At 68.2% G+C, this 25,698-nt stretch carries 23 protein-coding genes, 1 tRNA gene and 1 pseudogene; 14 read left to right on the forward strand and 11 right to left on the reverse strand.

Annotation, left to right across the window (positions count from 1 at the left end):
• Window positions 1-51: 51 nt before the first annotated feature.
• Window positions 52-504 (reverse strand): Fur family transcriptional regulator, encoded by a 453-nt coding sequence (locus E5206_RS08700; RefSeq protein WP_136322138.1) that lies wholly within the window; start codon window positions 502-504, stop codon window positions 52-54.
• A 105-nt stretch (window positions 505-609) separates the two neighbouring features.
• Between E5206_RS08700 and E5206_RS08705 the strand changes: the two genes are divergently transcribed.
• Window positions 610-1,266 (forward strand): MBL fold metallo-hydrolase, encoded by a 657-nt coding sequence (locus tag E5206_RS08705; protein WP_136322139.1) that lies wholly within the window; start codon window positions 610-612, stop codon window positions 1,264-1,266.
• A gap of 13 nt (window positions 1,267-1,279) precedes the next feature.
• Here E5206_RS08705 and E5206_RS08710 read toward each other — a convergent pair whose 3' ends face one another.
• A complete protein-coding gene (locus E5206_RS08710) occupies window positions 1,280-2,371 on the reverse strand; it encodes a PLP-dependent cysteine synthase family protein (RefSeq protein ID WP_136322140.1) in 1,092 nt (363 codons plus the stop codon).
• Between the two features lie 48 nt (window positions 2,372-2,419).
• On the opposite strand from E5206_RS08710, the gene E5206_RS08715 reads away from it, so the two are divergent.
• The 6 genes and pseudogenes from E5206_RS08715 to E5206_RS08735 all read left to right on the forward strand — a co-directional run bounded on the left by E5206_RS08715 (window position 2,420) and on the right by E5206_RS08735 (window position 7,104).
• Entirely contained in the window at window positions 2,420-3,283 is an 864-nt protein-coding gene (locus E5206_RS08715) for a sulfurtransferase (protein ID WP_136322141.1), read from the forward strand.
• A gap of 125 nt (window positions 3,284-3,408) precedes the next feature.
• Window positions 3,409-3,789 carry a VOC family protein gene (locus tag E5206_RS08720; RefSeq protein WP_136322142.1) on the forward strand — a complete coding sequence of 127 codons (381 nt, stop codon included), beginning with the start codon at window positions 3,409-3,411 and terminating at the stop codon, window positions 3,787-3,789.
• Between the two features lie 126 nt (window positions 3,790-3,915).
• Window positions 3,916-5,207: pseudogene (locus E5206_RS08725) on the forward strand (MFS transporter).
• Between the two features lie 124 nt (window positions 5,208-5,331).
• A complete protein-coding gene (locus tag E5206_RS19725; protein WP_276605957.1) occupies window positions 5,332-5,460 on the forward strand; it encodes a hypothetical protein in 129 nt (42 codons plus the stop codon).
• A gap of 58 nt (window positions 5,461-5,518) precedes the next feature.
• Window positions 5,519-6,679, forward strand: a complete 1,161-nt coding sequence (locus E5206_RS08730; RefSeq protein ID WP_136322143.1) for an NAD(P)-dependent alcohol dehydrogenase — start codon at window positions 5,519-5,521, stop codon at window positions 6,677-6,679.
• Window positions 6,676-7,104 carry an HIT family protein gene (locus E5206_RS08735; protein ID WP_136322144.1) on the forward strand — a complete coding sequence of 143 codons (429 nt, stop codon included), beginning with the start codon at window positions 6,676-6,678 and terminating at the stop codon, window positions 7,102-7,104. The genes E5206_RS08730 and E5206_RS08735 overlap by 4 nt, the downstream gene beginning before the upstream one ends.
• Before the next feature lie 65 nt (window positions 7,105-7,169).
• On the opposite strand, the gene hrpA is transcribed toward E5206_RS08735, so the two are convergent.
• Both hrpA and E5206_RS19230 read right to left on the reverse strand, forming a co-directional pair.
• Complete coding sequence (hrpA, locus tag E5206_RS08740) at window positions 7,170-11,132, reverse strand: ATP-dependent RNA helicase HrpA (protein WP_136322145.1); 3,963 nt, start codon at window positions 11,130-11,132, stop codon at window positions 7,170-7,172.
• An 86-nt stretch (window positions 11,133-11,218) separates the two neighbouring features.
• On the reverse strand, window positions 11,219-11,386 hold the full coding sequence (locus E5206_RS19230; RefSeq protein WP_168709292.1) for a hypothetical protein: 168 nt from the start codon (window positions 11,384-11,386) through the stop codon (window positions 11,219-11,221).
• An 81-nt stretch (window positions 11,387-11,467) separates the two neighbouring features.
• Between E5206_RS19230 and E5206_RS08745 the strand changes: the two genes are divergently transcribed.
• Entirely contained in the window at window positions 11,468-12,433 is a 966-nt protein-coding gene (locus E5206_RS08745) for a helix-turn-helix domain-containing protein (protein WP_136322146.1), read from the forward strand.
• A gap of 48 nt (window positions 12,434-12,481) precedes the next feature.
• Here E5206_RS08745 and E5206_RS08750 read toward each other — a convergent pair whose 3' ends face one another.
• The 3 genes from E5206_RS08750 to E5206_RS08760 form a co-directional block, all read right to left on the reverse strand.
• Window positions 12,482-12,778: a protealysin inhibitor emfourin gene (locus tag E5206_RS08750; RefSeq protein ID WP_136322147.1), complete on the reverse strand. Its 297-nt coding sequence runs from the start codon at window positions 12,776-12,778 to the stop codon at window positions 12,482-12,484.
• Between the two features lie 38 nt (window positions 12,779-12,816).
• The gene (locus E5206_RS08755) at window positions 12,817-13,623 is read right to left on the reverse strand and encodes a M4 family metallopeptidase (RefSeq protein WP_346763471.1); all 807 of its coding nucleotides are present in this window, start codon (window positions 13,621-13,623) and stop codon (window positions 12,817-12,819) included.
• A 136-nt stretch (window positions 13,624-13,759) separates the two neighbouring features.
• Window positions 13,760-14,302 (reverse strand): NAD(P)-binding domain-containing protein, encoded by a 543-nt coding sequence (locus E5206_RS08760; RefSeq protein WP_240690061.1) that lies wholly within the window; start codon window positions 14,300-14,302, stop codon window positions 13,760-13,762.
• A gap of 212 nt (window positions 14,303-14,514) precedes the next feature.
• Here E5206_RS08760 and E5206_RS08765 point away from each other — a divergent pair, with 212 nt between their 5' ends.
• Window positions 14,515-15,459 carry a cation transporter gene (locus E5206_RS08765; RefSeq protein WP_240690062.1) on the forward strand — a complete coding sequence of 315 codons (945 nt, stop codon included), beginning with the start codon at window positions 14,515-14,517 and terminating at the stop codon, window positions 15,457-15,459.
• Window positions 15,460-15,512: 53 nt separating this feature from the next.
• On the opposite strand, the gene E5206_RS08770 is transcribed toward E5206_RS08765, so the two are convergent.
• From E5206_RS08770 to E5206_RS08785, 4 genes are all read right to left on the reverse strand, one after another.
• Window positions 15,513-15,585, reverse strand: a tRNA-Arg gene (locus E5206_RS08770).
• Between the two features lie 103 nt (window positions 15,586-15,688).
• Complete coding sequence (locus tag E5206_RS08775; RefSeq protein ID WP_136324045.1) at window positions 15,689-17,224, reverse strand: oxidoreductase; 1,536 nt, start codon at window positions 17,222-17,224, stop codon at window positions 15,689-15,691.
• Window positions 17,225-17,232: 8 nt separating this feature from the next.
• Window positions 17,233-18,114, reverse strand: a complete 882-nt coding sequence (locus E5206_RS08780; RefSeq protein WP_136322150.1) for an FAD:protein FMN transferase — start codon at window positions 18,112-18,114, stop codon at window positions 17,233-17,235.
• Window positions 18,115-18,151: 37 nt separating this feature from the next.
• Entirely contained in the window at window positions 18,152-18,607 is a 456-nt protein-coding gene (locus E5206_RS08785; RefSeq protein WP_136322151.1) for an FMN-binding protein, read from the reverse strand.
• Between the two features lie 210 nt (window positions 18,608-18,817).
• Here E5206_RS08785 and argS point away from each other — a divergent pair, with 210 nt between their 5' ends.
• Genes argS through thrB form a run of 5 tightly spaced genes read left to right on the forward strand, consistent with a single transcriptional unit; the run spans window position 18,818 to window position 25,439 of the window.
• Entirely contained in the window at window positions 18,818-20,482 is a 1,665-nt protein-coding gene (gene argS / locus E5206_RS08790; protein WP_136322152.1) for an arginine--tRNA ligase, read from the forward strand.
• A gap of 5 nt (window positions 20,483-20,487) precedes the next feature.
• Window positions 20,488-22,026: a diaminopimelate decarboxylase gene (locus E5206_RS08795; RefSeq protein ID WP_136322153.1), complete on the forward strand. Its 1,539-nt coding sequence runs from the start codon at window positions 20,488-20,490 to the stop codon at window positions 22,024-22,026.
• The gene (locus tag E5206_RS08800) at window positions 22,027-23,343 is read left to right on the forward strand and encodes a homoserine dehydrogenase (protein ID WP_136322154.1); all 1,317 of its coding nucleotides are present in this window, start codon (window positions 22,027-22,029) and stop codon (window positions 23,341-23,343) included.
• Window positions 23,344-24,450: a threonine synthase gene (thrC, locus tag E5206_RS08805; protein ID WP_136322155.1), complete on the forward strand. Its 1,107-nt coding sequence runs from the start codon at window positions 23,344-23,346 to the stop codon at window positions 24,448-24,450. It begins immediately after the preceding gene.
• 2 nt (window positions 24,451-24,452) lie between these two features.
• Window positions 24,453-25,439: a homoserine kinase gene (gene thrB, locus E5206_RS08810; protein ID WP_136322156.1), complete on the forward strand. Its 987-nt coding sequence runs from the start codon at window positions 24,453-24,455 to the stop codon at window positions 25,437-25,439.
• Window positions 25,440-25,698 lie beyond the last annotated feature (259 nt).

Genomic DNA, 25,698 nt, shown 5'->3' on the forward strand with positions numbered 1-25,698 from the left:
GCCGGTAAGTTCCGGCGACCCGGCGGCAAAGCCGGGGAGAATCAGCGCCCGTTACGCCTTGGCCGTGCAGTCGGGGCAGAGCCCGAAGATCTCCACGGTGTGCTCGACGGCGGTGAAGCCGTGCTCTTTCGCGATCCGCGCCGCCCAGGCCTCGACCGCCGGGGCTTCCACTTCGACAGCCTTGCCGCAATTCCGGCAGAGCAGGTGGTGGTGGTGGCCGGTGACGGCGCAGCGCCGGTACACGGCCTCGCCGTCGGCGTTCCTCAGCACATCCACCAGGCCGTCGTCGGCGAGGGACTGAAGGATCCGGTAGGAGGTGGCGAGCGACACGGCGGTGCCGCGCTCCTGCAGGATGCGGTGCAGCTCCTGCGTGCTGACGAAGTCCGCCAGCTCGTCCAGGGCGGCACTGACCGCGAGGCGCTGCTTGGTGACGCGCTGCTCCTTGCCTGCGGCGGGAGCCGGGGCCGGTATCCGGCTGCTGCCGGCGGGGGCGCCCTGGGACATTGTGGAACTCGCTTCGCTGGTGGGTCTCGCCAAGGGGGTGGCAATGTCCAAGATTACCAGCCGGGGTCCGTGGACACCGCGATCGCGGATCCCTAGGCTGGCCGGATGAAGCTGACGAAATTCACCCATGCCTGTGTCCGGCTCGAGAAGGACGGCAGGGTGCTGGTGCTGGATCCGGGGACCTTTTCGGAGGCGGAGTCGGCCCTGGCCGGCGCGGACGCCGTGCTTATCACCCATGAGCATGCGGACCACGTCGACGTCGACGCCGTCAGCGCAGCGCTGCTGGGCAACGGCTCACTGGCGCTGTTCGCACCGGAGGGAGTGGCCGCCCAGCTTCGCGGCACGGCGCCCGAGGCGGCCGGACGGATCCATGCCGTGGGCCCCGGCGAGGACTTCGACGCCGCCGGCTTCGCGGTCCGGAGTTTCGGCGGCCAGCACGCCCTGATCCATCCGACGATCCCGGTGGTGGCCAACATCGGCTACCTGGTCGACTCGAACGTCTACCATCCCGGGGATTCCTTCGTGGTTCCCGACGGCGTGGATGTGAAGACCCTGCTGGTCCCCATCCACGCCCCGTGGAACAAGGTGGGCGAGGTGGTGGACTTTGTGATCGGCGTCCGCGCGGCGAGGGCTTTCCCGGTCCATGACGCCCTGCTCACTCCGAACGGGCAGGGGCTCGTCGAGGGTCACGTGACCCGGATCGGCGCCAGGTACGGGACGGAGTACCGGCACCTTTCCAGCGGCGATTCGGTGGAGGTCTAGGCCCGTTGGCGGTTCAGTCCGGCCACGCGCCGCTGGCGAAGAACGCGCGGATGGTGGCCTCGTAGGGCGCGGGGTCCAGGCCCTGGGAGCGCAGCCATTCCGGATTGTAGTAGTTGCCGGCGTAGCGTTCGCCGCCGTCGCACATCAGCGAGACGACGCTGCCGCGGCGGCCCTCGGCGATCATCCCGGCGATGAGCTGCCACACGCCCCACAGGTTTGTCCCGGTGGACGGGCCGGCATGGAGTCCGGCGAAATCCCGGAGCTGCCGCATGGCGGCGACCGATGCCGCGTCCGGGACCCGGATCATGTGATCGATCACGGTGGGGACAAAGCTCGGCTCCATCCTCGTCCGGCCGATGCCCTCGATCCGCGACGGCAAACCGGCGTGGCTGACGCCACCGCCGTCGCGGGACTCCAGCCAGCCCGGATAGAACGCGGAGTTCTCCGGGTCCACCACGGCCAGCTCCGTGGCGTGCCGGTGGTAGCGGAGGTACCGGCCGATTGTGGCGCTCGTGCCCCCGGTGCCGGCGCCCACCACAATCCATTCGGGGACCGGGTGTTCCTCCAGGGCCAGCTGGCCGAAGATCGACTCGGCGATGTTGTTGTTCCCGCGCCAGTCGGTGGCGCGCTCGGCGTAGGTGAACTGGTCCATGTAGTGTCCGCCGGTGCTCCGGGCGAGCTCCTCCGCGGCCTCGTAGACTTCGGAGGCGTCGTCCACGAGATGGCAGAAGCCGCCGAACTGTTCAATCAGGGCGATCTTTTCCCGGCTCGTGGTCCTGGCCATTACAGCGATGAACGGCAGCCCCAGCCGCTGCGCGAAGTACGCTTCGGAGACGGCCGTGCTCCCGCTGGAGGCTTCGACGATCGTGGTGCCTTCGGCAATCCAGCCGTTCACCAGGCCAAAGAGGAAGAGCGAGCGGGCCAGCCGGTGCTTGAGGCTTCCGGTGCGGTGGGTGGACTCGTCCTTGAGGTACAGCTGGACGCCCCAGTGCTCCGGGAGCGGGATGGCATGCAGGTGGGTATCGGCGGAACGGTTGTTCTCGGCATGGATCCTGCGGATGGCCTCCTCGGCCCAGGCCCGGTCCTGCGTGCGCGCTCTGATCACCGTCCCAGCCTAGCCCGAGCGGCACTTCTCCGCGGATAGAGTTGGCGGATGCAGACGATCATGGATGTGGCGGAACTGAAGCAGCGGCTGGATGCCGGGCATCGAACCGTGCTGCTCGATGTGCGCTGGGCGCTCGGCGACCCGCACGGCCGGGACCACTACCTCAAGGAACACCTTCCCGGCGCCGTCTTTGTGGATCTCGCCGCCGAACTCGCCGGCCCTCCCGACCCCGGCCGCGGCCGCCACCCGCTCCCGCCGCTGGAGCAGTTCCAGGCCTCCGCCCGCCGGTGGGGAGTCCGCGGCGGCGACGTTGTGGTGGCTTACGACGACGCCGGCAACCAGTCCGCCGCCAGGCTGTGGTGGATGCTCCGGAACGCCGGTCTCGGCTCGGTGCACCTGCTCGACGGCGGCCTGTCGGCCTGGCGTGACGCCGGCTTTGAGCTCGAAAGCGGCGAACGGCAGCCGGAGACCGGCGACGTCGTACTGGCCGACGGGGCGATGCCGGTGATCGACGCCGGGGAGGCGGCATCCTGGGGCCGGCAGAGCCTCCTGCTCGATGCCCGGGCGGGGGAGCGGTACCGCGGCGAAATCGAACCGGTGGACCCGCGCGCCGGCCACATCCCCGGCGCGGTCAGTGCGCCCACCACAGCGAACCTCAGCGCGGACGGGCGGTTCCTGCCGGTCGATGGGTTGCGGGAACGCTTCAGCGCGGTGGGTGTCCGGCCCGGCGTCCCTGTCGCTGTCTACTGCGGCTCCGGCGTCACGGCGGCCCACGAAATCGCGGCGCTGGAGATCGCCGGATTCCCGGCCGCGCTGTATCCCGGCTCGTTCTCCCAATGGTCCAACAACGCCGCCAGCGAGGTGGTCACCGGTGCGGAGCCCTATGCCGATGGCACCGGCGGCGGGGACTGAAGCTTCGTCCTCCCTATATCCCCGAGTGCCTGTCTGTGGCCATAATGGCGATATGAGCGCTGTGGAGACTCTCGCGCCGGATTCGGGGGAGAGCTCCGGCATCGCTGCACGAAGGAGAAACGGACATGCTTAAGGATCTGGATATCATCGCTGTCCTGCCCGCGAAGGACATGGCCAGGGCGAAGGACTTCTATCGGGACGTGCTTGGACTTGAGCCCGCGGACGCCATGGACGAGCAGAATCTGCTCTACCGTTGCGGGAACGGAACGGCGTTCCTGCTGTACCAGACCGACAACGCGGGTACCGCGAAGAACACCCAAATGGGCTGGGCGACCGACAACCTCGAGGCCGAGGCGGAGGAACTGCGCGGCCGCGGCGTCGTGTTCGAGGAGTACGACTTTCCCGGCCTGAAGACTGAGAACGGCATCGCCACGACCCCAGTGGGAAAGGCTGCCTGGTTCACCGACAGCGAGGGCAATATCCTCAACCTCTTCCAGCGCCGGTAGCCGCACCACTCCGCGGCCAGCCGTCGGCGTCCTTCCTTCAGCCTGGAATCTGCCCTGGCGGGCGCCGACGAACCGGACGAGAATGGGCTCGTGATCCCCCCAGGCCCTGGCGGGGACGGCGGTTCGATGATCGCCGGCGCCCGGAAGATCCAGCGCATCTATTTCACGTTGACGCTAGGCAATACGCTTGCTGCCTCGTTCATCTGGGGAATCAACACACTCTTCCTGTTGGATGCCGGACTCAGCAACCTGGAGGCCTTTGCCGCGAACGCCTTTTTCACCGCCGGTATGGTGCTGTTCGAGGTGCCCACCGGAGTGATTGCCGACGGCCGGGGCCGCCGTGTTTCCTTCCTGCTCGGCACCATGACCTGGCCGTATCGACCTACCTCTACTACGTGCTCTGGCAGCTCTCCGCCCCGTTCTGGTTGTGGGCTGTGGTGTCGGTCCTGCTCGGTCTGGGCTTCACCTTCTTTTCGGGTGCGGTGGAGGCGTGGCTCGTCGACGCATTGCGCTTCTTGGGGTACGACGGCGGGCTGGAGGCCGTGCTCGGGCTGGAGGCCGTGCTCGGGCGGGGGCAGATGGTGTCCGGCGTGGCGATGCTCGTCGGCTCGGTGGCCGGCGGTGTGATCGCGCAGGCCACGAACCTGGGCGTGCCGTTCCTGCTGCGCGTGGGCGTGCTGGTAGCCATGTTCGTCGTCGCCTTTTGGCTCATGCGCGATGTCGGTTTCACGCCCGAACGCTCGACCCATCCCCTGCAGGCGATCCGTGCCGTACTTTCCGCCTCGATCGGGAACGGATTGAAGAACCCGCCGGTACGTTACGTGATGCTGGCCGCGCCGTTCAGCGCCGGTGTCGGGATCTATGTGTTCTACGCCCTGCAGCCGTACCTGCTTGAGCTGTTCGGGGACCCTCACGCGTATTCCGTCGCGGGACTGGCGGCGGCCATCGTGGCCGGTGCGCAGGTGCTCGGCGGCTGGGTGGCGCCCCGCGTCCGGCGCCTGGTCCGCCAGCGCACGACGGCGCTGATTCCGAGCAGCATTATGGGCGCAGTGATCCTGGCCATGCTCGGGTTCACTCAAGTGTTCTCGGTGGCCCTGGCGCTGTTGGCGCTCTGGGCCCTGGTTTCTTCGGCGGGCACGCCGGTGCGGCAGGCCTACCTGAACGACATGATCCCCTCGAAGCAACGGGCAACAGTGCTCAGCTTCGACTCCCTCATGGGCTCAAGCGGTGGCGTGGCCGTGCAGCCGCTGCTCGGCCGGGCGGCCGATGTGTACGGCTACCCGGCCTCGCTGGCGATCGGCGGCGTGATCGACTCGATCGCGGTTCCCTTCCTGCTGGCGAGCCGCCGGCAACGCCATCTGGCCGATCAGGCCAACGCCCCGACCGACACGACGAACGCAGAACCACCGCCGGCGTAGTCCCTGGCCCCACTGGTGATCCTGCTCAAAGTCACCACCCTCGGCTACGCAGTCAGTTATCCGGAGCTGATGAAGACCTCCAACAATCTCACGGCCTACACCCAACCACCTGATCCAGACCTATTTGGTCATCGCCGCGGTGTACGTGGCCACCAACGTCCTCATCTCCCATCTGGCGCGGTACCTGGAACGCCGCATGTCCGGCCGGGCAGCCCGGATCGGACATCAGGCCCTGGAGGCGGGCATCGGCTGATCCGCGCGCGAGGGGCCAAGGATTGGCCATGCTCCGGGACCGGGGGTAGCGTCGAGGCATGACTCCTGGACGCCCCGTACCGCCGCCCCTTGCCAAGCCGCTCCCCGACGTCGGCGACGTCACCGACGCCGGAACCGCCGGCCCCACCCTTGCCGCCGCCTACGGCGCGACCGCCGCCGACAGCGGGCTGGTTCCCCTGACCGTGGCCCGGCGCGCGCCGAAGGAAGACGACGTCGAGATCGCCATCGAGTTCTGCGGGCTGTGCCACTCGGACGTCCATGCCACCCGCGGCGAATGGGGGAGCCAGAGCTACCCGCTGGTGCCCGGCCACGAAATCGTGGGCCGCGTCAGCCGTGTGGGCTCCGCCGTCGGCGATTTCGCCCCCGGTGACCGCGTCGGCGTCGGCTGCCTCGTGGATTCCTGCCGCGAGTGCGACAGCTGCCTGGACGGACTGGAGCAGTACTGCGAGAACGGCATGACCGGAACCTACGGCTCGAAGGATGCCCGCAACGGCGGTTCCATCACCCAGGGCGGCTATTCCACCTCGATCGTCGTGGACCGCCGCTACGTGCTGCGCGTTCCGGAGAGCCTGGACCCCGCCGCCGCCGCGCCGCTGCTCTGCGCCGGCATCACCACGTTCTCCCCGCTGCGGCACTTCGAAGTCGAGGAGGGCGACGTCGTGGGCGTCATCGGACTCGGCGGCTTGGGCCACATGGCCGTGAAGCTCGCCAAGGCGATGGGCGCGGAAGTGAAGGTCTTCACCACCTCGGAGTCCAAATTCGCCGCCGCCCGGGAACTCGGCGCGGATGACGTCATCCTTTCCCGCGACGAGGCCGCCATGGCAGCCGCCGACCGCAGCATCGACGTCATCATCGACACCGTCGCCGCGCCGCACGACCTCAACCCCTACTTCCGCACCCTGCGCCTGGACGGGGCCCTGTTCCAGCTGGGCCTGCCCTCCGAAGCCATGCCGCCGGTGAACCCGGGCGCGCTGATCCGGCGCCGGATCGCGTACGCAGGCTCGCTGATCGGCGGCATCGCCGAAACCCAGGAAATGCTGGACTTCTGCGCCGAACACGGTGTGGCGTCCGATGTCGAGGTGGTCGGGGCGGACCAGCTCAACGAGGCCTATGACCGCATGGTGGCCGGAGACGTGAAGTACCGTTTTGTCCTGGACGCCAGCACCCTGGGGTCACCTTCGGAAAGGGCCGATGTATGAGCACGCTGTTCACCAGGATCATAAACGGCGAGATCCCCGGCCGTTTCGTCTGGCGCGGGGAGGGCGTCGTGGCGTTCCTGACGCTGGGCCCGCTCGCCGACGGCCACACCCTCGTGGTGCCCACCGAGGAAGTGGACCGCTGGACGGACGCGCCCCCGGAGGTCCTGGCCCGGGTGATGGAAGTGGCCCGGAAGATCGGCGCCGTCCAGGTGGAGGTATTCGAAGCCGCGCGCGCCGGCCTGATCGTGGCGGGCTACGAAATCAACCACATGCATGTCCATGTGTGGCCCTCGAACTCGATGGCGGACTTCGACTTCGGCTCGGTGGACCAGCACCCCGATCCGGCGAAGCTTGACGCCAACGCGGAGAAGCTCCGCGAAGGCCTCCGCAAGGCGGGCCACGCGGCGCACGTCCCGGACGCCTGAGCCAGGCGGGCTGCCCAACCGTTGCCGATCAACGCCGGCGCCGGCCTGGCTGCCCTGCCCGGGGGTCAGGCCGGCGCCAGCGCCTTGTTAAGTGCCGCCCGGATCCGCTTTTCGGAGACCGAGTAGGCGGTCCCGAGTTCGACGGCGAACAGGCTCACGCGCAGCTCCTCGATCATCCAGCGGACCTGGGCCAGCTCGGCTCCGGCGCGGCGGCCCGGCAGCAGGGCCGCGACGGCGTCGTCGTACTCATCCTCAAGCGCCTGCACCGCCGCCATGTGCTGCGCGTCGCGCTGGACATTGCCGGGCAGTTTCTCCAGGCGTTTCTCGATCGCGGCCAGGTAGCGCGGCAGCTGGCTGAGCTGGGCGTAGCCCGTGCGGGCCACAAAACCGGGGAACACAAGCTGCTCCAGCTGGCTTTTGATGTCATTGAGCGCGCTGATCAGGGCCAGGCTCGTGGTGCCCTTGAGCTGCTTTTCGATCCGGCGGGTACTGGCGAGGATGCGCTCGACGACGGCGGTGACGGTAAACACCGTGTCGATCAGCTCGGCCCGGACCTGCTCATAGAGGGCCCGGAAGGACGCCTCGTCCCAGGGCACCTCGGCCGGCGTGAGCTTGTCGATCGCGGCCAGGGCGCAGTCCGCAATCAGGGCCGAGACGGAACCGTGCGGGTTCTGGCTGAACGTCAGCTTCTCGGTGTTGTTCAGGTGTTCGAGGACATAGCGGTCCGGCGGCGGAACCTTCAGTGCCAGCAGCCGGATGACGCCGCCGCGCATGGCCTGCTCCTGCTCGGAGGCCGTCTGGAAGAGCCGCAGCGCCACGGAACTGCCCTCGTCCACGAGGGCAGGGTAGCCGGTGACGGTGTGGCCCGTCACGGTGCCCTGGACCTGGCGCTGGATGGCGCCGAAGGACCACTGGGTGAGGCCGGACTTCTCGGCGAAGCCGGCCGGTGCCACTGCCGGGACAGCACCCGCCCCGGTGCGTCCCCGGCCGTCTCTGGCGGCGGCTGCCCGCCCCGGTGACTTCGGCGCTGTGGTCCCCGGGGTGGCGCCGAGGGATTCGGCGATCGCGCGGCGCGTGGCCGGCGCCAGGCGTTCCTGCAGCCCGGCGAGGTCCTTGCCCTCATCGAGCACGCGGCCGTGGGAGTCCACCACGCGGAAGCTGACCCGCAGATGCGGCGGCACGGCGTCCCAGTTCCAGGAACCCGGCGGGATCACCTGGCCGCGGATCCGGCGCAGCACCAGTTCGAGCGAGCTCTCGAGCTCATCGGTGGCAGGATCGAAGCCGGCCTCGAGGGCTGCCACCGCCTGCCGCGCCACGTCCGGGGCCGGCACGAAGTTCTTGCGCACCTGCTTGGGCAGGGACTTGATCAGCGCGGTCACGAGTTCCACCCGCTGGCCGGGGATCAGCCAGCGGAAGGCGGCGTCGTCGAGCTGGTTCAGGAACAGCACCGGTACCTCGGCGGTGACGCCGTCGGAGGGGTTGGGCGGGGAGCCCGGCGCCACCGGATGGAACTCATAACTCAGCGGCAGCTCGAAGCCTTTGTGCAGCCAGGTCTTGGGGTACGCCGAATCATCCAGCGCGTCCGCATCCTCGCTGATCAGCAGCGCCTGGTCGAAGTCGAGCAGGGCAGGATCCTGCTGCCGGGCTTCCTTCCACCATTTGTCGAAGTGCCGCTCGGACACGACATCCCGCCCGATCCGTGCGTCGTAGAACTCGAAGAGCGTCTCGTCGTCCACCAGGATGTCGCGGCGTCGCATCCGCGCCTCGAGCTCCTCGACTTCCTGGAGCAGGGCCCGGTTGCGGTGGAAGAACTTGTGGTGTGTCTGCCAGTCGCCCTCGACCAGGGCATGCCGGATGAAGAGTTCGCGGCACAGCTCCGGATCCACCCGGCCGTAGTTGATCCGGCGGCTCGGGATGACGGGCACGCCGTACAGGGTGACCTTCTCGTGGGCCATCACCGAGCCCATCTTCTTGGACCAGTGCGGTTCGCTGTAGCTGCGCTTGACCAGGTCCGGCGCCACCTGCTCCACCCAGAGAGGGTCGAACTTCGCCGCGACGCGGGCCCAGAGCCGGCTCGTCTCGACGAGTTCGGCGGCCATCACGAAGGTGGGGGACTTCTTGAAAAGCGCCGAGCCGGGGAAGACCGCGAAGCGGCTGCCGCGGGCGCCGGCGTACTCGCGTTTGCGCTCATCGAGGATGCCGATGTGGCTCAGCAGGCCCGAGAGCAGGCTGATGTGGATGCCCTCGTGGTGGCCCACCGGGTCGGTCAGGCGGTTGTTGTCCAGGCTGATGCCCAGCGGCCGGGCGAGCTGGCGGAGCTGGGCGAAGAGGTCCTGCCATTCGCGGACGCGCAGGTAGTTGATGAACTCGTTCCGGCAGAGCCGGCGGAACGCGGTGGAGGAGAGTTCCTGCTGCTTCTCCTGGAGGTAGTTCCAAAGGTTCAGGAAGCCGGTGAAATCCGAGTTCTCGTCCCGGAAGCGGGCGTGTTTCTCCGCGGCGAGCTGCTGCTTGTCGCTCGGGCGTTCGCGCGGGTCCTGGATGGTGAGCGCCGCGGCCAGGATCATGACCTCGCGGACGCAGCCGCGCTTGCCGGACTCGACGATCATCCGGCCCAGCCGCGGGTCCACGGGCAGCTGGGCAAGCTGCTGCCCGACGGCGGTGAGCCCGCCGGCGTTTCTTCCCGCCGCGGCGCCCGCGGCGTTCAGGGCGCCGAGCTCGCGGAGGAGGCTGACGCCGTCGTTGATGGCGCGGGAGTCCGGCGGCTCCACGAACGGGAAGTTTTCCACGTCCTTGGGGCCGCGGGCCACGCCCATGGCGGTCATCTGCAGGATGACGGCCGCGAGGTTGGTGCGCAGGATCTCCGGGTCCGTGAACGGCGGCCGGGACTCAAAGTCCTCCTCGGAGTACAGCCGGATGGCGATGCCGTCGGACACACGCCCGCAGCGGCCGGAGCGCTGGTTGGCGGAGGCCTGCGAGACCCGCTCGATCGGCAGCCGCTGGACCTTGGTGCGGTGCGAGTAGCGCGAGATGCGGGCCGTGCCGGTGTCGATCACGTACTTGATGCCGGGGACCGTGAGCGAGGTTTCGGCGACGTTGGTGGCGAGCACGATCCGGCGTTTGCTGCCCGGGTGGAAGACCTTGTGCTGTTCCTGCAGGCTCAGGCGGGCGAACAGGGGCAGGATCTCGGTGCCGGCCAGCCGGCGGTTCGTCTGGATCCGTGCGGCCAGCGCCTCGGCCGCGTCCCGGATTTCGCGCTCGCCGGAGAAGAAGATCAGCACGTCGCCGGGGGCTTCGAGCGCGAGTTCGTCGACGGCGTCGCACACGGCGTCGAGGGGATCGCGGTCCTCCTCCAGCTCGTCGTCGGAGGCGGCGACTTCACCGTCTCCCTCTTCGGCGCCAGCGCCCGCGCCGCCCGCGGGCTGGGAGAGCGGGCGGTAGCGGATTTCCACCGGGTAGGTGCGGCCGGAGACCTCGATGATCGGCGAGGGTTCTTCCTCGGTGCCGAAGTGCCTGGCGAAGCGCTGCGGATCAATGGTCGCCGAGGTGATGATGACCTTCAGATCCGGGCGCTGCGGCAGGATCCGCTTGAGGTAGCCGAGGATGAAGTCGATGTTGAGGCTGCGCTCGTGCGCCTCATCAATGATGATGGCGTTGTATTTGCGCAGCAGCTTGTCGCGCCGGATTTCCGCCAGCAGGATGCCGTCGGTCATGAGCTTGACCTTGGTGTTGCGGCCGACCTCGCCGGTGAAGCGGACCTGGAAGCCGACCTCCTGGCCGATCTCGACGCCGAGCTCCTCCGCGATGCGTTCGGCGACGGTGCGGGCGGCCAGCCGGCGCGGCTGGGTGTGCCCGATCAGGCCGTTCTCGCCCAGGCCCAGTTCCAGGCACATCTTGGGGATCTGGGTGGTCTTACCGGAGCCGGTCTCGCCGGCGATGATGGTCACCTGGTTGGCCGCGATGGCTGCCATCAGATCTTCGCGGCGCTCGGAGACCGGCAGCTCGGCGGGGTAGGAAATATGCAGTGTCATGGCTGGACTCAGTCTACTGGGGGCGGAGCCTGGCACATGCCGGGGGCCCGGCTGCATGAGCCGGGCCCGGGGTGGATGTCCGGGGTTCAGAAGATCCGCAGGGTGTAGTTGACGCTGGGCAGGTCAAGGGCTGACCATTCGTTTTCCGAGCGGACCGGCGGGGTGTGGCCCCGTCCATCGTTGCGCAGCCCCGAGATGGTGGCTGAAACAGCGGCACTGATGAGGATGATGAGGGCAAATCCGATGAATTCCATACCTTCATGGTTCTCCGTTCCGGGAGCCAAAAGAAGTGGCAGAAATGCCCAAAAAGATCTAATTTCTGCCACAATGGATTCATGATCACATCAGTAGCCATGGTCGTGGTCCCCAACTTCTCGATCTTCGAGTTCGGGACCGCATTTGAGGTGTTCGGCATAGACCGCTCGGCGCGGGGAAACGGCGTCCCCGCCTTCGATTTCCGGGTCTGCACCCCGGAGCCGGGCGATGTGCCGATGAAGTCGGGCCTGTCCATGCATGTGGGCCTGGGGCTGGAAGCCGCCGCGGACGCGGACCTTGTCATCATGGCTCCGTTCGGGCGGGACGATGACGTCTCCGAGGCTGTCCTGGACGTGCTCCGGGCGGCGCATGGGCGCGGGGCCTGGGTCATGTCGATCTGCTCCGGGGCCTTCGCCCTGGCGCGGGCAGGCCTGCTCGAGGGCCGGCGGTGCACCACGCACTGGCACTACTCACAGGAACTGGCGGCCAGGTACCCCGCGGCGCTGGTCGATGAGGACGTGCTCTACGTCCAGGACGGCCGGATCATCACGAGCGCCGGGACGGCCGCCGGCATCGACGCCTGCCTGCACCTGGTCCGGGTGGAATTCGGGGCCAGCGTAGCGGCCGCCATCGCCCGTGACATGGTCGTCCCCCCGCACCGGGACGGCGGCCAGGCCCAGTACATCGACCGGCCCATCCCTGCCTGCGGCTCCGAGCCGATGGAGGAACTGCTGCAGTGGATGGTGCGGCATCTGGGGGAGGACTATTCCGTCAACGAACTGGCCGCCCGCGTCCACATGTCGCCCCGGACCTTCGCCCGGCGCTTCCGGTCCGAGACGGGCGCAACTCCGGCGGCCTGGCTCAACTCACAGCGCGTGCTCCGCGCCCAGGAGCTGTTGGAGACCACGGAACTCACCATCGACGAAATCGCCCGGGAAGCCGGCTTCGGGCACTCGGTGCTGCTGCGGCACCACTTCACCAAGGTGCTGGACACCAGCCCGCAATCCTACCGGCGCACCTTCCGGGGCCATCTGGCCACGGTCTGAGGCAACCCGCGCGGTGGCCGGAAACGTCGGGGCATTACGGTCAAAGCATTAGGTGAGCTCGGGTGGCGCTTCCTCCTCGGCCGCGGCCCGGGCGCTTTCGACGAGGTCGCGCCACGGGCCCGTCAGTTCATGCTCCGGCAGGACCGCACGGCGTTGATCGGCCCGGATGCTGTACATGAACCGGTCCGGCTGGCCGGTTGCCCCGCCGGTCGCGGCCGCCGCGTCCCAGGGGCACGCTTCAATCAGCGGTTGCCACCGGTCCGTGTCTTCAGGCGGCTCCGGCCGGATGGTCCACGTCTTTTTCGTTCCGGCCACGCCTCCGCTGCGCTGGACGGTGATTTTCATGAGCCTGCGATCCTCACGGCATGGTTGCTGCGTTGGGGTCACAGCTTCACCTTCACAGTTTCCCACGCCGACCGCACGGCGTCATGCTCCGCGGACCCGTCCCCGAAGAGTTCCCCGGCCGAAGCTGCGGTGGCCCTGGCAAAGGCGCCGAACGTGGCGTTCGGTTTCAAGGATCCGCCCGTCAGCGTCTCGTACCAGATCCTGGCCGGCGCGTCCCAGGCGTTGCCGCCAAGAGCCAGGGCAACCAGGCAGAACGCCCGGTTCGGGATGCCAGAATTGATGTGCACGCCCCCGTTGTCGGCGCTCGTGTGCACATAGGAATCCATCGAGTCCGGCTGCGGATCCTTCCCGAGGACGTCGTCGTCGTAGGCAGTCCCCGGCGCCTTCATGGAACGCAATGCGGCGCCCTGGACCTGGTCCGTGAACAGCCCGGCACCGATGAGCCAGCTCGCCTCGGTGCTGGATTGCTGCTTCGCATACTGCTCCACAAGCGCCCCGAAGACGTCGGACAGCGATTCATTGAGGGCGCCGGCGTGGTTCCGGTAGACCAGGCCCCCCGAATATTGGGTGACGCCGTGGGTGAGCTCGTGGCCGATCACACTCAGGGATCTCGTGAACCGTTGAAATATCTGGCCGTCACCGTCGCCGAAGACCATCTGCTGACCGTCCCAGAAGGCGTTGTCATAGCGTTCACCGTAGTGGACCGTGGCATCGAGCGGGAGTCCGTTGCCGTCGATGGAGTCGCGGCCGAAGGCCTCCGCGTAAAGCCGGTGGGTGTCTCCCAGCCCGTCGTAAGCCTCATCGGCGGCCGGCCGCCGGGTGGACCCCGCTGCCGATGGAAACATCGCACGATCGGGCGCCGACAAATGGCAGGGTTCGTCCGGCGGGCCGGCTTTCCGGTCCCCAACGATGAAAACCGCCGGAGTCCACCGGCAGATTTGCTGCGGGCGGACTCCGGCGGCACCGGCCCCGGGGTGGGGGCTAGCTGGTGACCTTGAGTCCGGTGTCCCAGTTGAAGTCCGCGAATTCCGGGTTGGCCTGCATGGTCATGAGGACAAACTGGAAGCCCTCGAGTTCGCGGGCGCGCTTGAGCGGACCCACGACGAGGGGGCGCATGCCGCCGGCAGCCACGAAGGCGCCCACGAAAGCGTTGGCTGCAGAATCGTCGCCGGCGATGAAGACATCCAGCGGCAGTCCGCTGGATTCGCCCGCCACGAGGGTCCCGGCGAAGGTCGTGTTGAAGGCCTTGACCACGGGCGCATCGGCGGGGGCGAGCGCGGCGATTTCCTCGGCTGCCGAGGTGCCCGGTTCCGCCACGAGGGAGTCAAAGGTCTCGAAATTCACCGGGTTGGTGATGTCCACGATGGTCTTGCCCGAGAGTGCGTTCCCGTACCCGGTCACGATGGACTTGGCGGCGTCGAACGGGACAGCCAGGACAACGATCGATCCCTGCGGGGCCTCGGCGGTGGTGCCGACAAGGACGCCGCTGCCCAGTTCGCTGGCCAGGGCCTGCGCCTTGGCCACGTCCTGCCCAAGGATCTGGACCGTCTGGCCGCCGGCGAGGGCGCGCGTCGCAATGGTTGAAGTGTCAAGTAATCCGGATCTGACGGGACAATCCGCGGAACCCCCGCGGATTGTCCCGGCGCATGCGGGCCGGAACGGCCGATATTGGATACGGTGGGATCCACGGGCCGGCGGGACACGGGCACAACCCGGACACAGGGGAAGGACCCACATTGCTGACGGTCATCATCGCCTTTGTTGCGAACGCCGCGGTCGCCGGTGCAAAAACGGTGGCCGCGCTCATCACGGGCTCTGCCTCCATGACTGCCGAGGCCGCGCATTCCTGGGCCGACACGGGCAACCAGGTCTTCCTGTTCATCGCCGAACGGAAATCGGGCAGGAAACGCGACGCGGGCCACCCCATGGGCTACGGCCGCGAAGCCTATGTCTGGTCGATGTTTGCTGCCTTCGGCCTGTTCACCGCCGGGGCGGTCGTGTCGGTCATGCATGGAATCCAGCAGATCTTGGCCCCGGAGCCGGCCGGTGACTTTATGGTCGCCTACATCGTCCTGGCTGTTGCCTTCGTCCTCGAGGGATTCTCCTTCGCACAGGCGTTCCGCCAGAGCAGGAAAGCCGCGCAAAGCCTGCATCGCCACACCCTGGAACAGGTCCTCATCAGCTCCGATCCGACCTTGCGTGCCGTTTTTGCCGAGGACGCCGCAGCCCTGATCGGCCTGGTCGTTGCCTATGCCGGGATCGGCCTACGTCAGCTCACCGGATCGCCGGTTCCGGACGCGGTCGGCTCGATCGTCGTGGGCGTCCTGCTGGCGGTTGTCGCCGTCGTGCTCATTGACCGGAACAGGCGTTTCCTCGTGGGGCAGGGCGTCACCGCGGATATCGAGAAGTCCATCGCGGCGCGGGTTCTGGAGCACCGTGAGATAGAGCGCCTCACCTACCTGCACCTGGAATTTGTGGGCCCGCGCAAGCTCTACCTCGTCGCGGCGGTGGACCTGTTGGGCGACCACCCCGAGCACGAGGTTGCCGTGACACTGCGGCGGATAGAGCGGGAACTTGAGGACCATGAGACGGTCGAGGAAGCGGTGCTGACCCTCGCGACCCCCGATGAGCCCAGCCTGGGCTTCGGCCCCGAGCCGGCCACGCCGATCGCCGAAGCCTGAGGCCAGGACAGCAAGAAACCCCGCCGTTTCACTGAAACGGCGGGGTTTCTCGGTGCCCTCGATTGGAATCGAACCAACGACCTTCTGCTCCGGAGGCAGACGCTCTATCCCCTGAGCTACGAGGGCAGTCAGGAATCCTGCCGTTACCGGCGGGACGTCCTAGAGCTTAGCAGGAAGGTGGCCCCGAAGGGAAAATCGGCACGCCTCCGGTCGCCGGTGGCGGCCCTGCTCAGTAGCCCGCGAAGGAATCCACATGGACCCGCCGCGCCCCGGCGCCGCGTGCCGCGGCCCGGAGGGAGCGGACGCTGGCCGGCGAACCGGAGACGTAAACTTCCCGGCCGGCGATGTCAGGAACCAGCTCCTTCAGTGCGGCCCCGTCCAGCCGGGCCTGTCCCGCCGCGCCCGCATCATGCATGAACGACGGCGGTACGGAGCCGTCCGCGAGCCGGGCCACGACGCGGGCTCCGGAGCGCTCGAGCTCCTCCGCGTAAGCCAGCTCGGAGGCATTCCGTGCCAGGTAGAGCAGGAGCACATCCCGGTCCCGTGCCGAGCCGGCGGCCAGCTGTGCCAGGAAAGGCGTAATACCGATTCCGGCCGCAATGAGCAGCACGGGCGCGTCGGATTTGCGGGGCAGGACAAAATCGCCGCCCACCGTCGTGGCAGTCAGCCCGTCGCCGGGCTCCAGGGCCAGCAGTGAGCGCTTGGCCGACGATACGGGCGCGGCGGTTCCCACCCCGATCGTCAGGATGCGGGACTCGGGAGGACTCGTGAGGCTGAAGACGCGCCGCTGGCCCTTTTCGTCGGCCTTCCCATGCGGCAGGTGCAATTCCAGGTACTGGCCCGCGCTGAAGCGGACGGGACGCTCCGGGCGGAAGCTGAATTCCGTCGTCGTCCGGGTCAACGGACGGGAGCCCTCGAAGCGCAGCCGGATGCCGCGGCGCTGCCCGGCGGCGAAAGCGATCAGGTTCCCCACCAGCAGCGCGAGCTCCGGTGAACCGGCCAAGAAACCCAGGTTGTAGGGGACCGCGAACAGCAGCCCGACGACGGCGGCCAGCGCCAGCTGCTGCCACCGGCGCGGCGGCAGCGTGAGCGGCTCGGTGAGCATGAGGCCCACGAAGAACAACACCGGACGCTGGGCCAGCGGCTGCCAGAGGGCCCCGCCAGGATCCCACCCCGCCTGCAGCAGCTGTGCGGCCACGACGGACAAGGCCACTCCCGTGAAGACGGCCGCCATCAGCAGTTTCCGGAGCCGGTACAACACCAGCAGTACCCCCGGCAGCAGGAGCCAGAGCATGGCAGGCGTGGCGGCCCACCAGGTGGCAATATTGAGCCCGGTCAGCCCGGTGACGAAAGCGCCGGCCGCCGCCGGGTTGAAGACGTGCCGGCCGCGCCAGGCCAGGGCGTACTTCGAGGCCGAGGCCAGCACACAGGCCAGGGCTACCCCGGAAAGCTCCAGCCACTGCACGCCCGACGTCAGCTGCGTGGGCCAGAAGAGGAAGTACAACAGCAGGCCCGTAATCAGGGAGGACTCGGTGTGCGGACGCACCCGGAACAGGGCTGCCAGTCCCCGGTTTGATGCGTACGTGAGCCCCAGACACAACGCGAGGTGAGCGATCATCTCCGGCAGCCCGAAGGTCAGCCAGCCGAGCACATCGAGCAGCATGCTGTAGGCGGCCAGCACGGCCAGGACCCACAGCACCAGGCGGTACATCGCAAACCTGCCCAGGGCCGTGTCCAGCCTCGAGCCGATGGAGGTGGAAACCATGGCAGTCATCAGAACAGCGCCCCTTCAAGATCCGCCGAATACTCCGCGTGCCCGTCCGAGTAGACGGTGAGCCAGGAGAAATCGAACTCCTGCTGCAGCCGGGCACCCTCCACAAAGAACAAGGCGGTGGCGAGCGCATCGGCCACCATCGCCGTCGCGGCCATGGCCCAGCTTGCGACGACGGTCCGCACCGGGGCCCCGGTGGTGCCATCCAGAACGTGATGGAGCCCGTCGCCCCACGCCCGCCGGTTGGCGGCGGAGGCGCACAGGGCGCCGGAACCGAGCCGGATGATTCCGATCGCCCGGCCGGGATCGTAGGGATGTTCCAGCGCGACCTCGACCGGTATGGGGCCGGTGCCCGGGCCGGAGTTCAGCAGGTCCCCGCTGGCGTCGATGAAGTGCTCCCCGATGCCGCACGCGCGGAGTTCGGCCGAGAGCAGATCGGCCAGCTGCCCCTTTCCGGCGGCCCCGATGTCGATCCTCACAGGTTCCGTGGTGGTCAGGACAGTCCCCTGCCAGGCCAGCACCTCCTCCCACCGCGGGGCGGGCAGCGGGGGACCGTCCGGCCGCAGGGAGTAGCCCGCGCCGTAGCCGAGTCGCGCCAGGCTGGCGCCGATCAGCGGGGTCATGGCCCCGCCGCTGAGCCGGTACAGGGTGCTGTACATCTGCCCCAGGCCGGCGGCTTCGGCAGGAAGTTCATAGCGGCCGGGGGCCCTGGCCGCATCCGCCACGAGGGAGTCCGGCCGGAAGCGGGACCAGGCGGCGTCGTAGGCTTCCACGGCGTCAAGCAGGCGGCGGCGGTGCGCGCCGGACAGCGGGGACGGCGTGGAAACCTCCCAACGGGTCCCGATTCCGTCGAAGCTGAAATCCGTCCAGCCCGGATACGGCACGTGGTCTCCTTCGTCTGCGCTTGCGGTGCCGTCAGGCCTACTGCGCCTGTGACTTGATCCTGGCCACGGCCTGGTTGAAACCGCCGCTGGTAAGGGAGGACCCGGCCACCTTGGACACGTTGATCTCGTCGAGCTTCCTGCCGACGATCTGGGACTTGATGCCGCCGGCGAACTCGCCCTGGAACTTCTTGGTGTTGGGATCGGAGGGGTGCTGGGTGATCCTGACGTCGGACACGGTCCCGCCGGCCAGCGTCAGCTCCACGCCCACAGTCTCAGTGCCGTTGGGGGAGACGTAGTTGCCGTCGGCGCTGTACGTACCGTCCTTGTAGGCGCCGGTCCCGGCGGCAGAGGCGGCGGAAGATGCTGTGCCCGGGGCCGGTGCGGCACCCTGTGCGGCTGTGGACTGCGCCGCCGGGGCACAGCCCGCCGCGGTCCCGGCCAGGGACAGTCCGGCGACTCCGACGAGGACGCTCTTGCGGAAGGAGGCATTCATGCAGGGACTCGTTTCGATTGAGAAAAACGGAGGGTGCGGAGCCAAGGCGAAAGCGGCTCGGGACAGCTACCCATAACAACGTTGACTTCAGGGTAATGGTTCATCCTGAAACGCAGCCGGGAAAACCGTGAAGTGCGCCGGACGCCAGCCGGGCCGTCATGGCGGGGGCCAAATTCCGCCACACCGCGGGCCCACCGGTAGGCTGGGACTGTGACCCCAGAAGAACTCTCCCTCGCCATATCCGCCTGCCTGAAAGACGCCGTCGCCGCCGGTGACATCGCGCTTTCCGCATCCGAGCTCCCGGATGAGGTGCGCGTCGAGCGGCCGAAGAATCGGGAACACGGCGACTGGGCCACCAACATCGCCCTCCAGCTGGCCAAGGCCGCCCGCACCAACCCGCGGGAATTCGCCGCCATCCTCAGCGCCCGGCTGAAGACGATCGACGGCGTGTCCGCGGTCGACATCGCCGGCCCCGGCTTCCTGAACATCACAGTGGACGCCGCCGCCGCCGGAACGCTGGCCAAAGCCATCGTCGAAGCCGGCGCGGACTACGGCACCAACTCCGCGCTCGCCGGCCACGTGGTCAACATGGAATTCGTCTCGGCCAACCCCACCGGGCCGCTGCACATCGGCCATACCCGCTGGGCGGCCCTGGGTGACTCGATCGCGCGTGTGCTCCGGGCCTCCGGGGCGGACGTCACGGCGGAGTATTACATCAACGACGCCGGATCCCAGATGAACGTCTTCGCCCACTCCGTGCTCTCCCGGCTGCACGGCCGCGACGTTCCCGAGGGCGGCTACCCGGGCCAGTACATCGCAGACCTGGGCCACGAGGTGCTGACGCAGCACCCGGACATCCGCGAACTCACCGATGTGGCGGCACTGCCGGTGATCCGCGGCGCGGCCTACAAGGCGCAGATGCACGACATCAAGCAGACCCTGGCCGGGTTCGGTGTCGACTTCGACGTCTTCTTCTCCGAACAGGAGCTGCACGACGCCGGCGCGATCGAGGACGCCGTCGCGCGCCTCCGCGAACAGGGACACGTCTACGACGACGGCGGCGCCGTCTGGCTGCGCACCACCGACTTCGGCGACGACAAGGACCGCGTGATGATCCGCGCGAACGGCGAGCCGACCTACTTCGCCGCCGATGCCGCGTACTACCTGTCCAAGAAGGACCGCGGCTACACAGAAAAGATCTACCTGCTCGGTGCCGACCACCACGGCTACATCAACAGGCTCAAGGCCATCGCGGCCGCCGCCGGGGACGACCCCGAGGTCAACATCGAGGTCCTGATCGGCCAGCTCGTCTCGGTCAACGGCGCCAAGCTGTCCAAGCGCGCCGGGAACATCATCGAACTCAAGGACCTCATCGACTGGCTGGGCAAGGACGCGGTCCGCTACTCGCTGGCGCGCTTCCCGGCTGATTCGCCGCTGACGCTGGACCCCGAGCTGCTGAAGAAGCACAGCAACGAGAACCCGGTGTTCTACGTCCAGTACGCCCACGCACGCTCCCGCGGCACGGCCCGCAACGCGGTGGCCGCGGGCGTGGAGCGCAGTGTTGACGGCAAAGACAGCTTCGACGCCTCCCTGCTGGATCACGCGACGGAAAACGAGCTGCTGTCCTACCTCGGCAGCTATCCCTCGATCGTGGCCAAGGCCGCCGAACTGCGCGAACCGCACCGCGTCGCCCGCCACCTCGAGGTCATCGCCGGCGCCTACCACCGCTGGTATGACGCCTGCCGCGTGGCACCGCTCGGCGACGAAGCCATCACCGACCTCAACCGCACCCGGCTGTGGCTCAACGACGCCACGAGCCAGGTGCTGGCCAACGGCCTGGAACTGCTGGGCGTCTCGGCGCCGGAACGGATGTAACCGCCATGTGGCAGAACCCAGAAAACCCGGTAACCCCGGCACAAACCCCAACCGGATCCGCTTCCCCGCTTGCCCCGGACTGGCTGCAGCTCCCCGCGGACCTGAACGTCCTCCACGAGCCCCTGTGGGCGGACGGCGTCGGCCGCAACGGCGACGGCGAACTCGCCATCGACGGCATCCCGGTCAGTGAGCTGCAGCGCGAGTACGGCACGCCGCTGTTCGTGATGAGCGAGACGGACTTCCGGGCCCGTGCACGGGCCTTCATGGATGCCTTCAACGATGCCTTCGCGGACATCTGCGGCGGAGTGGATGTGTACTACGCCGGGAAGTCCTTCCTCTGCACCGCCGTCGTCCGGTGGGTGGAGGAAGAAGGGCTGCGCCTGGACACGGCCTCCGGCGGGGAGCTCGCCGTCGCCGCCCTGGCCGGCATTTCCGGCGCCGACGTCGCCCTGCACGGCAACAACAAGTCCGACGCCGAAATCCACCGGGCCCTGGACATGCAGCTGGGCCGGATCGTCGTGGACAGCCTGGCCGAACTGGAACGCGTCGCCACGATCGCCGCGGCCCGCGGCGAAACCGCCAGGGTCATGCTGCGGCTGACCCCGGGCGTGCACGCCCACACCCACGAGTTCATCGCCACCGCGCACGAGGACCAGAAGTTCGGCCTCTCCATGGCGCCCGATTCCACCGAACAGGCCGGGCTGTCCGCGGCCGAGGAAGCGGTCGCCGCGGCAGCGGGCCATCCGGGCATCGAACTGCTGGGCCTGCACTGCCACATCGGTTCGCAGATCTTTGAGCCTGACGGCTTCGCCGTTGCCGCGGAGAAGCTGCTGGACTTCCTCGCCGCGATGCAGGCGAAGTACTCCATCGTGTTGCCCGAACTGGACCTGGGCGGCGGCTACGGCATCGCCTACACGCCGGTGGACACCCCCCGCCCGGCTGCCGAGATCGCGCAGGCGATGGCCGCCGTCGTCCGCACCAAATGCGCCGAACTCGGCATCACGGCCCCGCGGATTTCGATCGAACCGGGCCGCGCGATCGTGGGCAGCACCACCTTCACGCTCTACGAGGTGGGCACCCTGAAGACGGTGCGGGTCGACGCGGCCGCCGAAGGGGCAGAAGGAGCCGGCGCCGGCCAGGCAGCCGGAACCGGCGCAACGGCGGCGAAAGACGTTACGTACCCCCGCCGGTATGTGTCGGTGGACGGCGGCATGAGCGACAACCCCCGTCCGGTGCTGTACGACGCGGATTATTCCGCGATCCTGGCCTCCCGGACCTCCGCCGCGGCTCCACAGCTGTCCCGAGTAGTGGGCAAACATTGCGAGAGCGGCGACATAGTTGTTAGAGATGTATATCTGCCCGAGGACGTGGCAGCCGGTGATCTGCTCGCTGTACCGGGGACCGGCGCCTACTGCTGGGCCCTGTCAAGCAACTACAACTATCTGGCCCGGCCGGGCGTTGTCGCTGTGCGCGATGGATCATCCCGGCTGATTGTCCGCGGGGAAACCGAACAAGATTTGCTCAACCGCGACATGGGAGTCTGAATGACCGAATTGCGAACCCTGAAAGTAGCCCTGCTGGGCTGTGGCAATGTCGGGGCCCAGGTTGCGCGGATCCTCCTCGACGATGCCGACATGCTGGCGTCCCGCGCCGGCGCCCGGCTCGAGCTGAGCGGCATCGCCGTGCGCAACGTTGATGCCCCCCGCGACGTCGAACTGCCGCACGGGCTGTTCACTACCGACGCCGAGACCCTGGTCAAGGACGCCGACCTGGTAATCGAGCTGATGGGCGGGATCGAACCCGCCCGGACCCTGATCCTGACCGCGATGCGGAACGGCGCCTGCGTCGTCACCGGCAACAAGGCGCTGCTGGCGCAGGACGGCCCGACCCTCCACGAGGAAGCGGACAAGGCCGGCGTGCAGCTGTCCTACGAGGCCGCCGTGGCCGGCGCCATCCCGATCCTGCGGCCCATCCGGGACAGCCTGTCCGGCGACCGGATCACCCGCGTGCTGGGCATCGTCAACGGCACCACCAACTTCATCCTGGACCAGATGGACTCGACCGGCGCGCAGTTCGCCGACGCCCTGGCCGAGGCCCAGCGACTCGGCTACGCCGAAGCGGACCCCACGGCCGACGTCGAAGGCCACGACGCCGCCGCGAAGGCCGCCATCCTCGCCTCGCTGTCCTTCCACACCCGTTTCGCCCTCGAAGACGTGTACTGCGAAGGCATCAGCTCCGTCACGGCCGCGGACATCGCTGCCGCGAAGGACGCCGGGTTTGTGATCAAGCTGCTGGCGATCGCCGAGAAGCTGACCGACACCAACGGCAGCACGGGCGTCTCCGTCCGCGTCCACCCCACCCTGCTCCCGCGTGAACACCCGATGGCCGCGGTCCACGGTGCATTCAATGCCGTGTTCATCGAGGCCGAAAACGCTGGTGAGCTGATGTTCTACGGCCAGGGCGCCGGCGGCACCCCGACCGCCTCTGCGGTGATGGGCGACCTCGTGTCGGCGGCCCGCAGCATTGTGCTCGGGGGTCCCGGCCGCGCCGAAACCACCACCGGGCAGGTCCCCGCGCTGCCCATCGACGCCGCCACCACGAGCTACTACATCGGGCTCGACGTCGCGGATGAGCCCGGCGTCCTGGCCAGGATCGCCCAGCTCTTCGCCGAGCACGGCGTCTCCATTGAAACCATGCGGCAGACCATCCAACGCGGCGCCGATTCCAAGCTGGAATCAGCCGAACTGCGGATCGTCACGCACCGTGCACGCGAAGCTGCACTGGCAGCAACCGTCGAGGCCGTCAAGGGCCTGGACGTCATCAATTCCGTTACATCCGTACTGCGGGTAGAAGGAGTCTAAGTGGCTCACCAATGGCGCGGCGTCATCCGCGAATACGCTGAACGTCTTCCTGTCACCGAGGCCACGAAGGTCATCACCCTTGGCGAGGGCGGCACTCCGCTCGTGCACGCCAGGCACCTTTCCGAGCTGACCGGCTGTGCCGTCTACCTCAAGGTCGAAGGCATGAACCCGACCGGATCCTTCAAGGACCGCGGCATGACCATGGCCATGACGGCCGCCGTCGCCTCCGGCGCCAAGGCCGTGGTCTGCGCCTCCACCGGAAACACCTCCGCCTCCGCCGCGGCCTACGCGACGTCGGCGGGCCTGAAGTGCGCGGTGCTCGTGCCCGAGGGCAAGATTTCCATGGGCAAGCTCAGCCAGGCGATTGCGCACGGCGCCACGCTGCTGCAGGTCGACGGCAACTTCGACGACTGCCTCGACATCGCGCGCAAGCTGGGGGAGTCCTACCCGGTGTTCCTCGTGAACTCGGTCAACCCGGCCCGCATCGAGGGCCAGAAGACCGGCGCCTTCGAGGTCGTCGACGCGCTCGGCGACGCCCCCGACTTCCACGTGCTCCCGGTCGGCAACGCCGGCAACATCAGCGCCTACTGGAAGGGCTACAAGGAATACTCCGCACCGTTCGAGTCCGCCACCGCCGGCACGCTGCCCCCGGTTTCGACGAAGACGCCGGTCATGTGGGGCTTCCAGGCTGCCGGGGCCGCCCCGTTTGTCGCAGGCCACCCGATCAGCGAACCGGACACCATCGCGACGGCCATCCGGATCGGAAATCCCGCCTCCTGGGACACCGCCGTTGCTGCCCGGGACGAGTCCGGCGGCGTGATCGAAGCCGTGACGGACGAGGAAATCCTGTCCGCCCACCGCTGGCTCTCCGCCCGCGAAGGGGTCTTCGTGGAGCCGGGCTCCGCCGCCGGCGTCGCGGGCCTGATCAAGAAGCACGCGGCCGGTGAGGTGCCCGCCGGAAAGACCATCGTCATCACCGTGACGGGCCACGGACTCAAGGACCCGCAGTGGGCCCTGCGCACCGAGGACGGCAGCGAAGTGCAGCCCCTGAAGGTCTCCAATGACGTCGTCACGGTTGCGGCCGCCCTGGGACTGGAAGAAAAATAGCCTTGGAAACCACGCTCAAAGTCCCGGCCGATTCCGCTGCCGCCTGGCCGGCGGTCCCGGCCGGGCAGCTGGTGACGGTCCGCGTACCGGCCACCAGCGCCAACCTGGGGCCCGGCTACGACAGCCTCGGCCTGGCACTGTCGCTGCATGACACCCTTACGGTGGAGACGCTGGCCAGCGGTGAGCTTGAATTCGAGCTCAGCGGCGAAGGCGCGGAAACCTTGCCGCGGGACGCGAGCCACCTCGTGGTCAAGGCCATCACCGAAGCCCTGCACCGCCTCGGGTTCCGGCACGATGGCCTGCGGATCACGGCGGACAACGTCAACCCGCACGGCCGGGGCCTGGGGTCATCGGCCTCGGCCGTCGTCGCGGCCGTATCCGCCGCGAATGCCCTGGTCCCGGAAGCAGCCCGGCGCGGCAAGGACTGGATCCTGCAGCTCACTTCCGAGATGGAAGGCCACCCGGACAACGTCGCACCCGCCATTTTCGGCGGGCTGGCGCTGTCATGGCAGGACAGTGACCAGTACAGGAGCACCTGCGCGACGGTCGTTGACTCGGTCATTCCCGTCGTCGCCGTGCCTGATTTCGAGCTGTCCACCGAAGCCGCGCGCGCCCTGCTTCCCGCCTCCGTGGGCCACCACGCCGCCGCGATGAACTCCGGCCGCGCCGCATTGCTGATCCATGCGCTGACGGCGAAGCCCGAGTTCCTGCTGCCCGGCACCGAGGACTACCTGCACCAGAGCTACCGTGCCGAGGCGATGCGGCCCAGCGCGGAGCTGATCGCCGCGCTGCGGGGGGCGGGGTACGCCGCCGTCGTCTCCGGCGCCGGGCCCACCGTGCTGGTACTCGCCGAGGGGGAGGCGGAGGCCGCCACGGTCGTCGACTTCATCGGATCCCACACGGCCGGCAACACGCCGGAGGTGGGCTGGCGCGTGATGAAGCTGGCCGTCGACGTTGAAGGTGCTAAAGTGGAAGTGCACCGGCGGTAATCACGCAGGCGGTAAATCAGTAACCGTTATAAGACCGCGATGTTGGCCAAGCTGCCTCTCTCATCTCTCACTGCGCAATATTCTCCGGTGCCACCTGCTTTCGGTCTGACGCAGGATTCAGCAGAATTTCTCTGTACCCCTGAAGTGTCAGCCCGCCGCTCCTCATGTTCGGAACGCGGCCGGTGTTGCAGTATCCGGTCCTGCTGGCCAATATCCATCCGGCATGGCCGAAATCCCGGCTGCAGATCTGAACTGCAGC

Source organism: Arthrobacter sp. PAMC25564 (assembly GCF_004798705.1).
Lineage (GTDB): Bacteria > Actinomycetota > Actinomycetes > Actinomycetales > Micrococcaceae > Arthrobacter.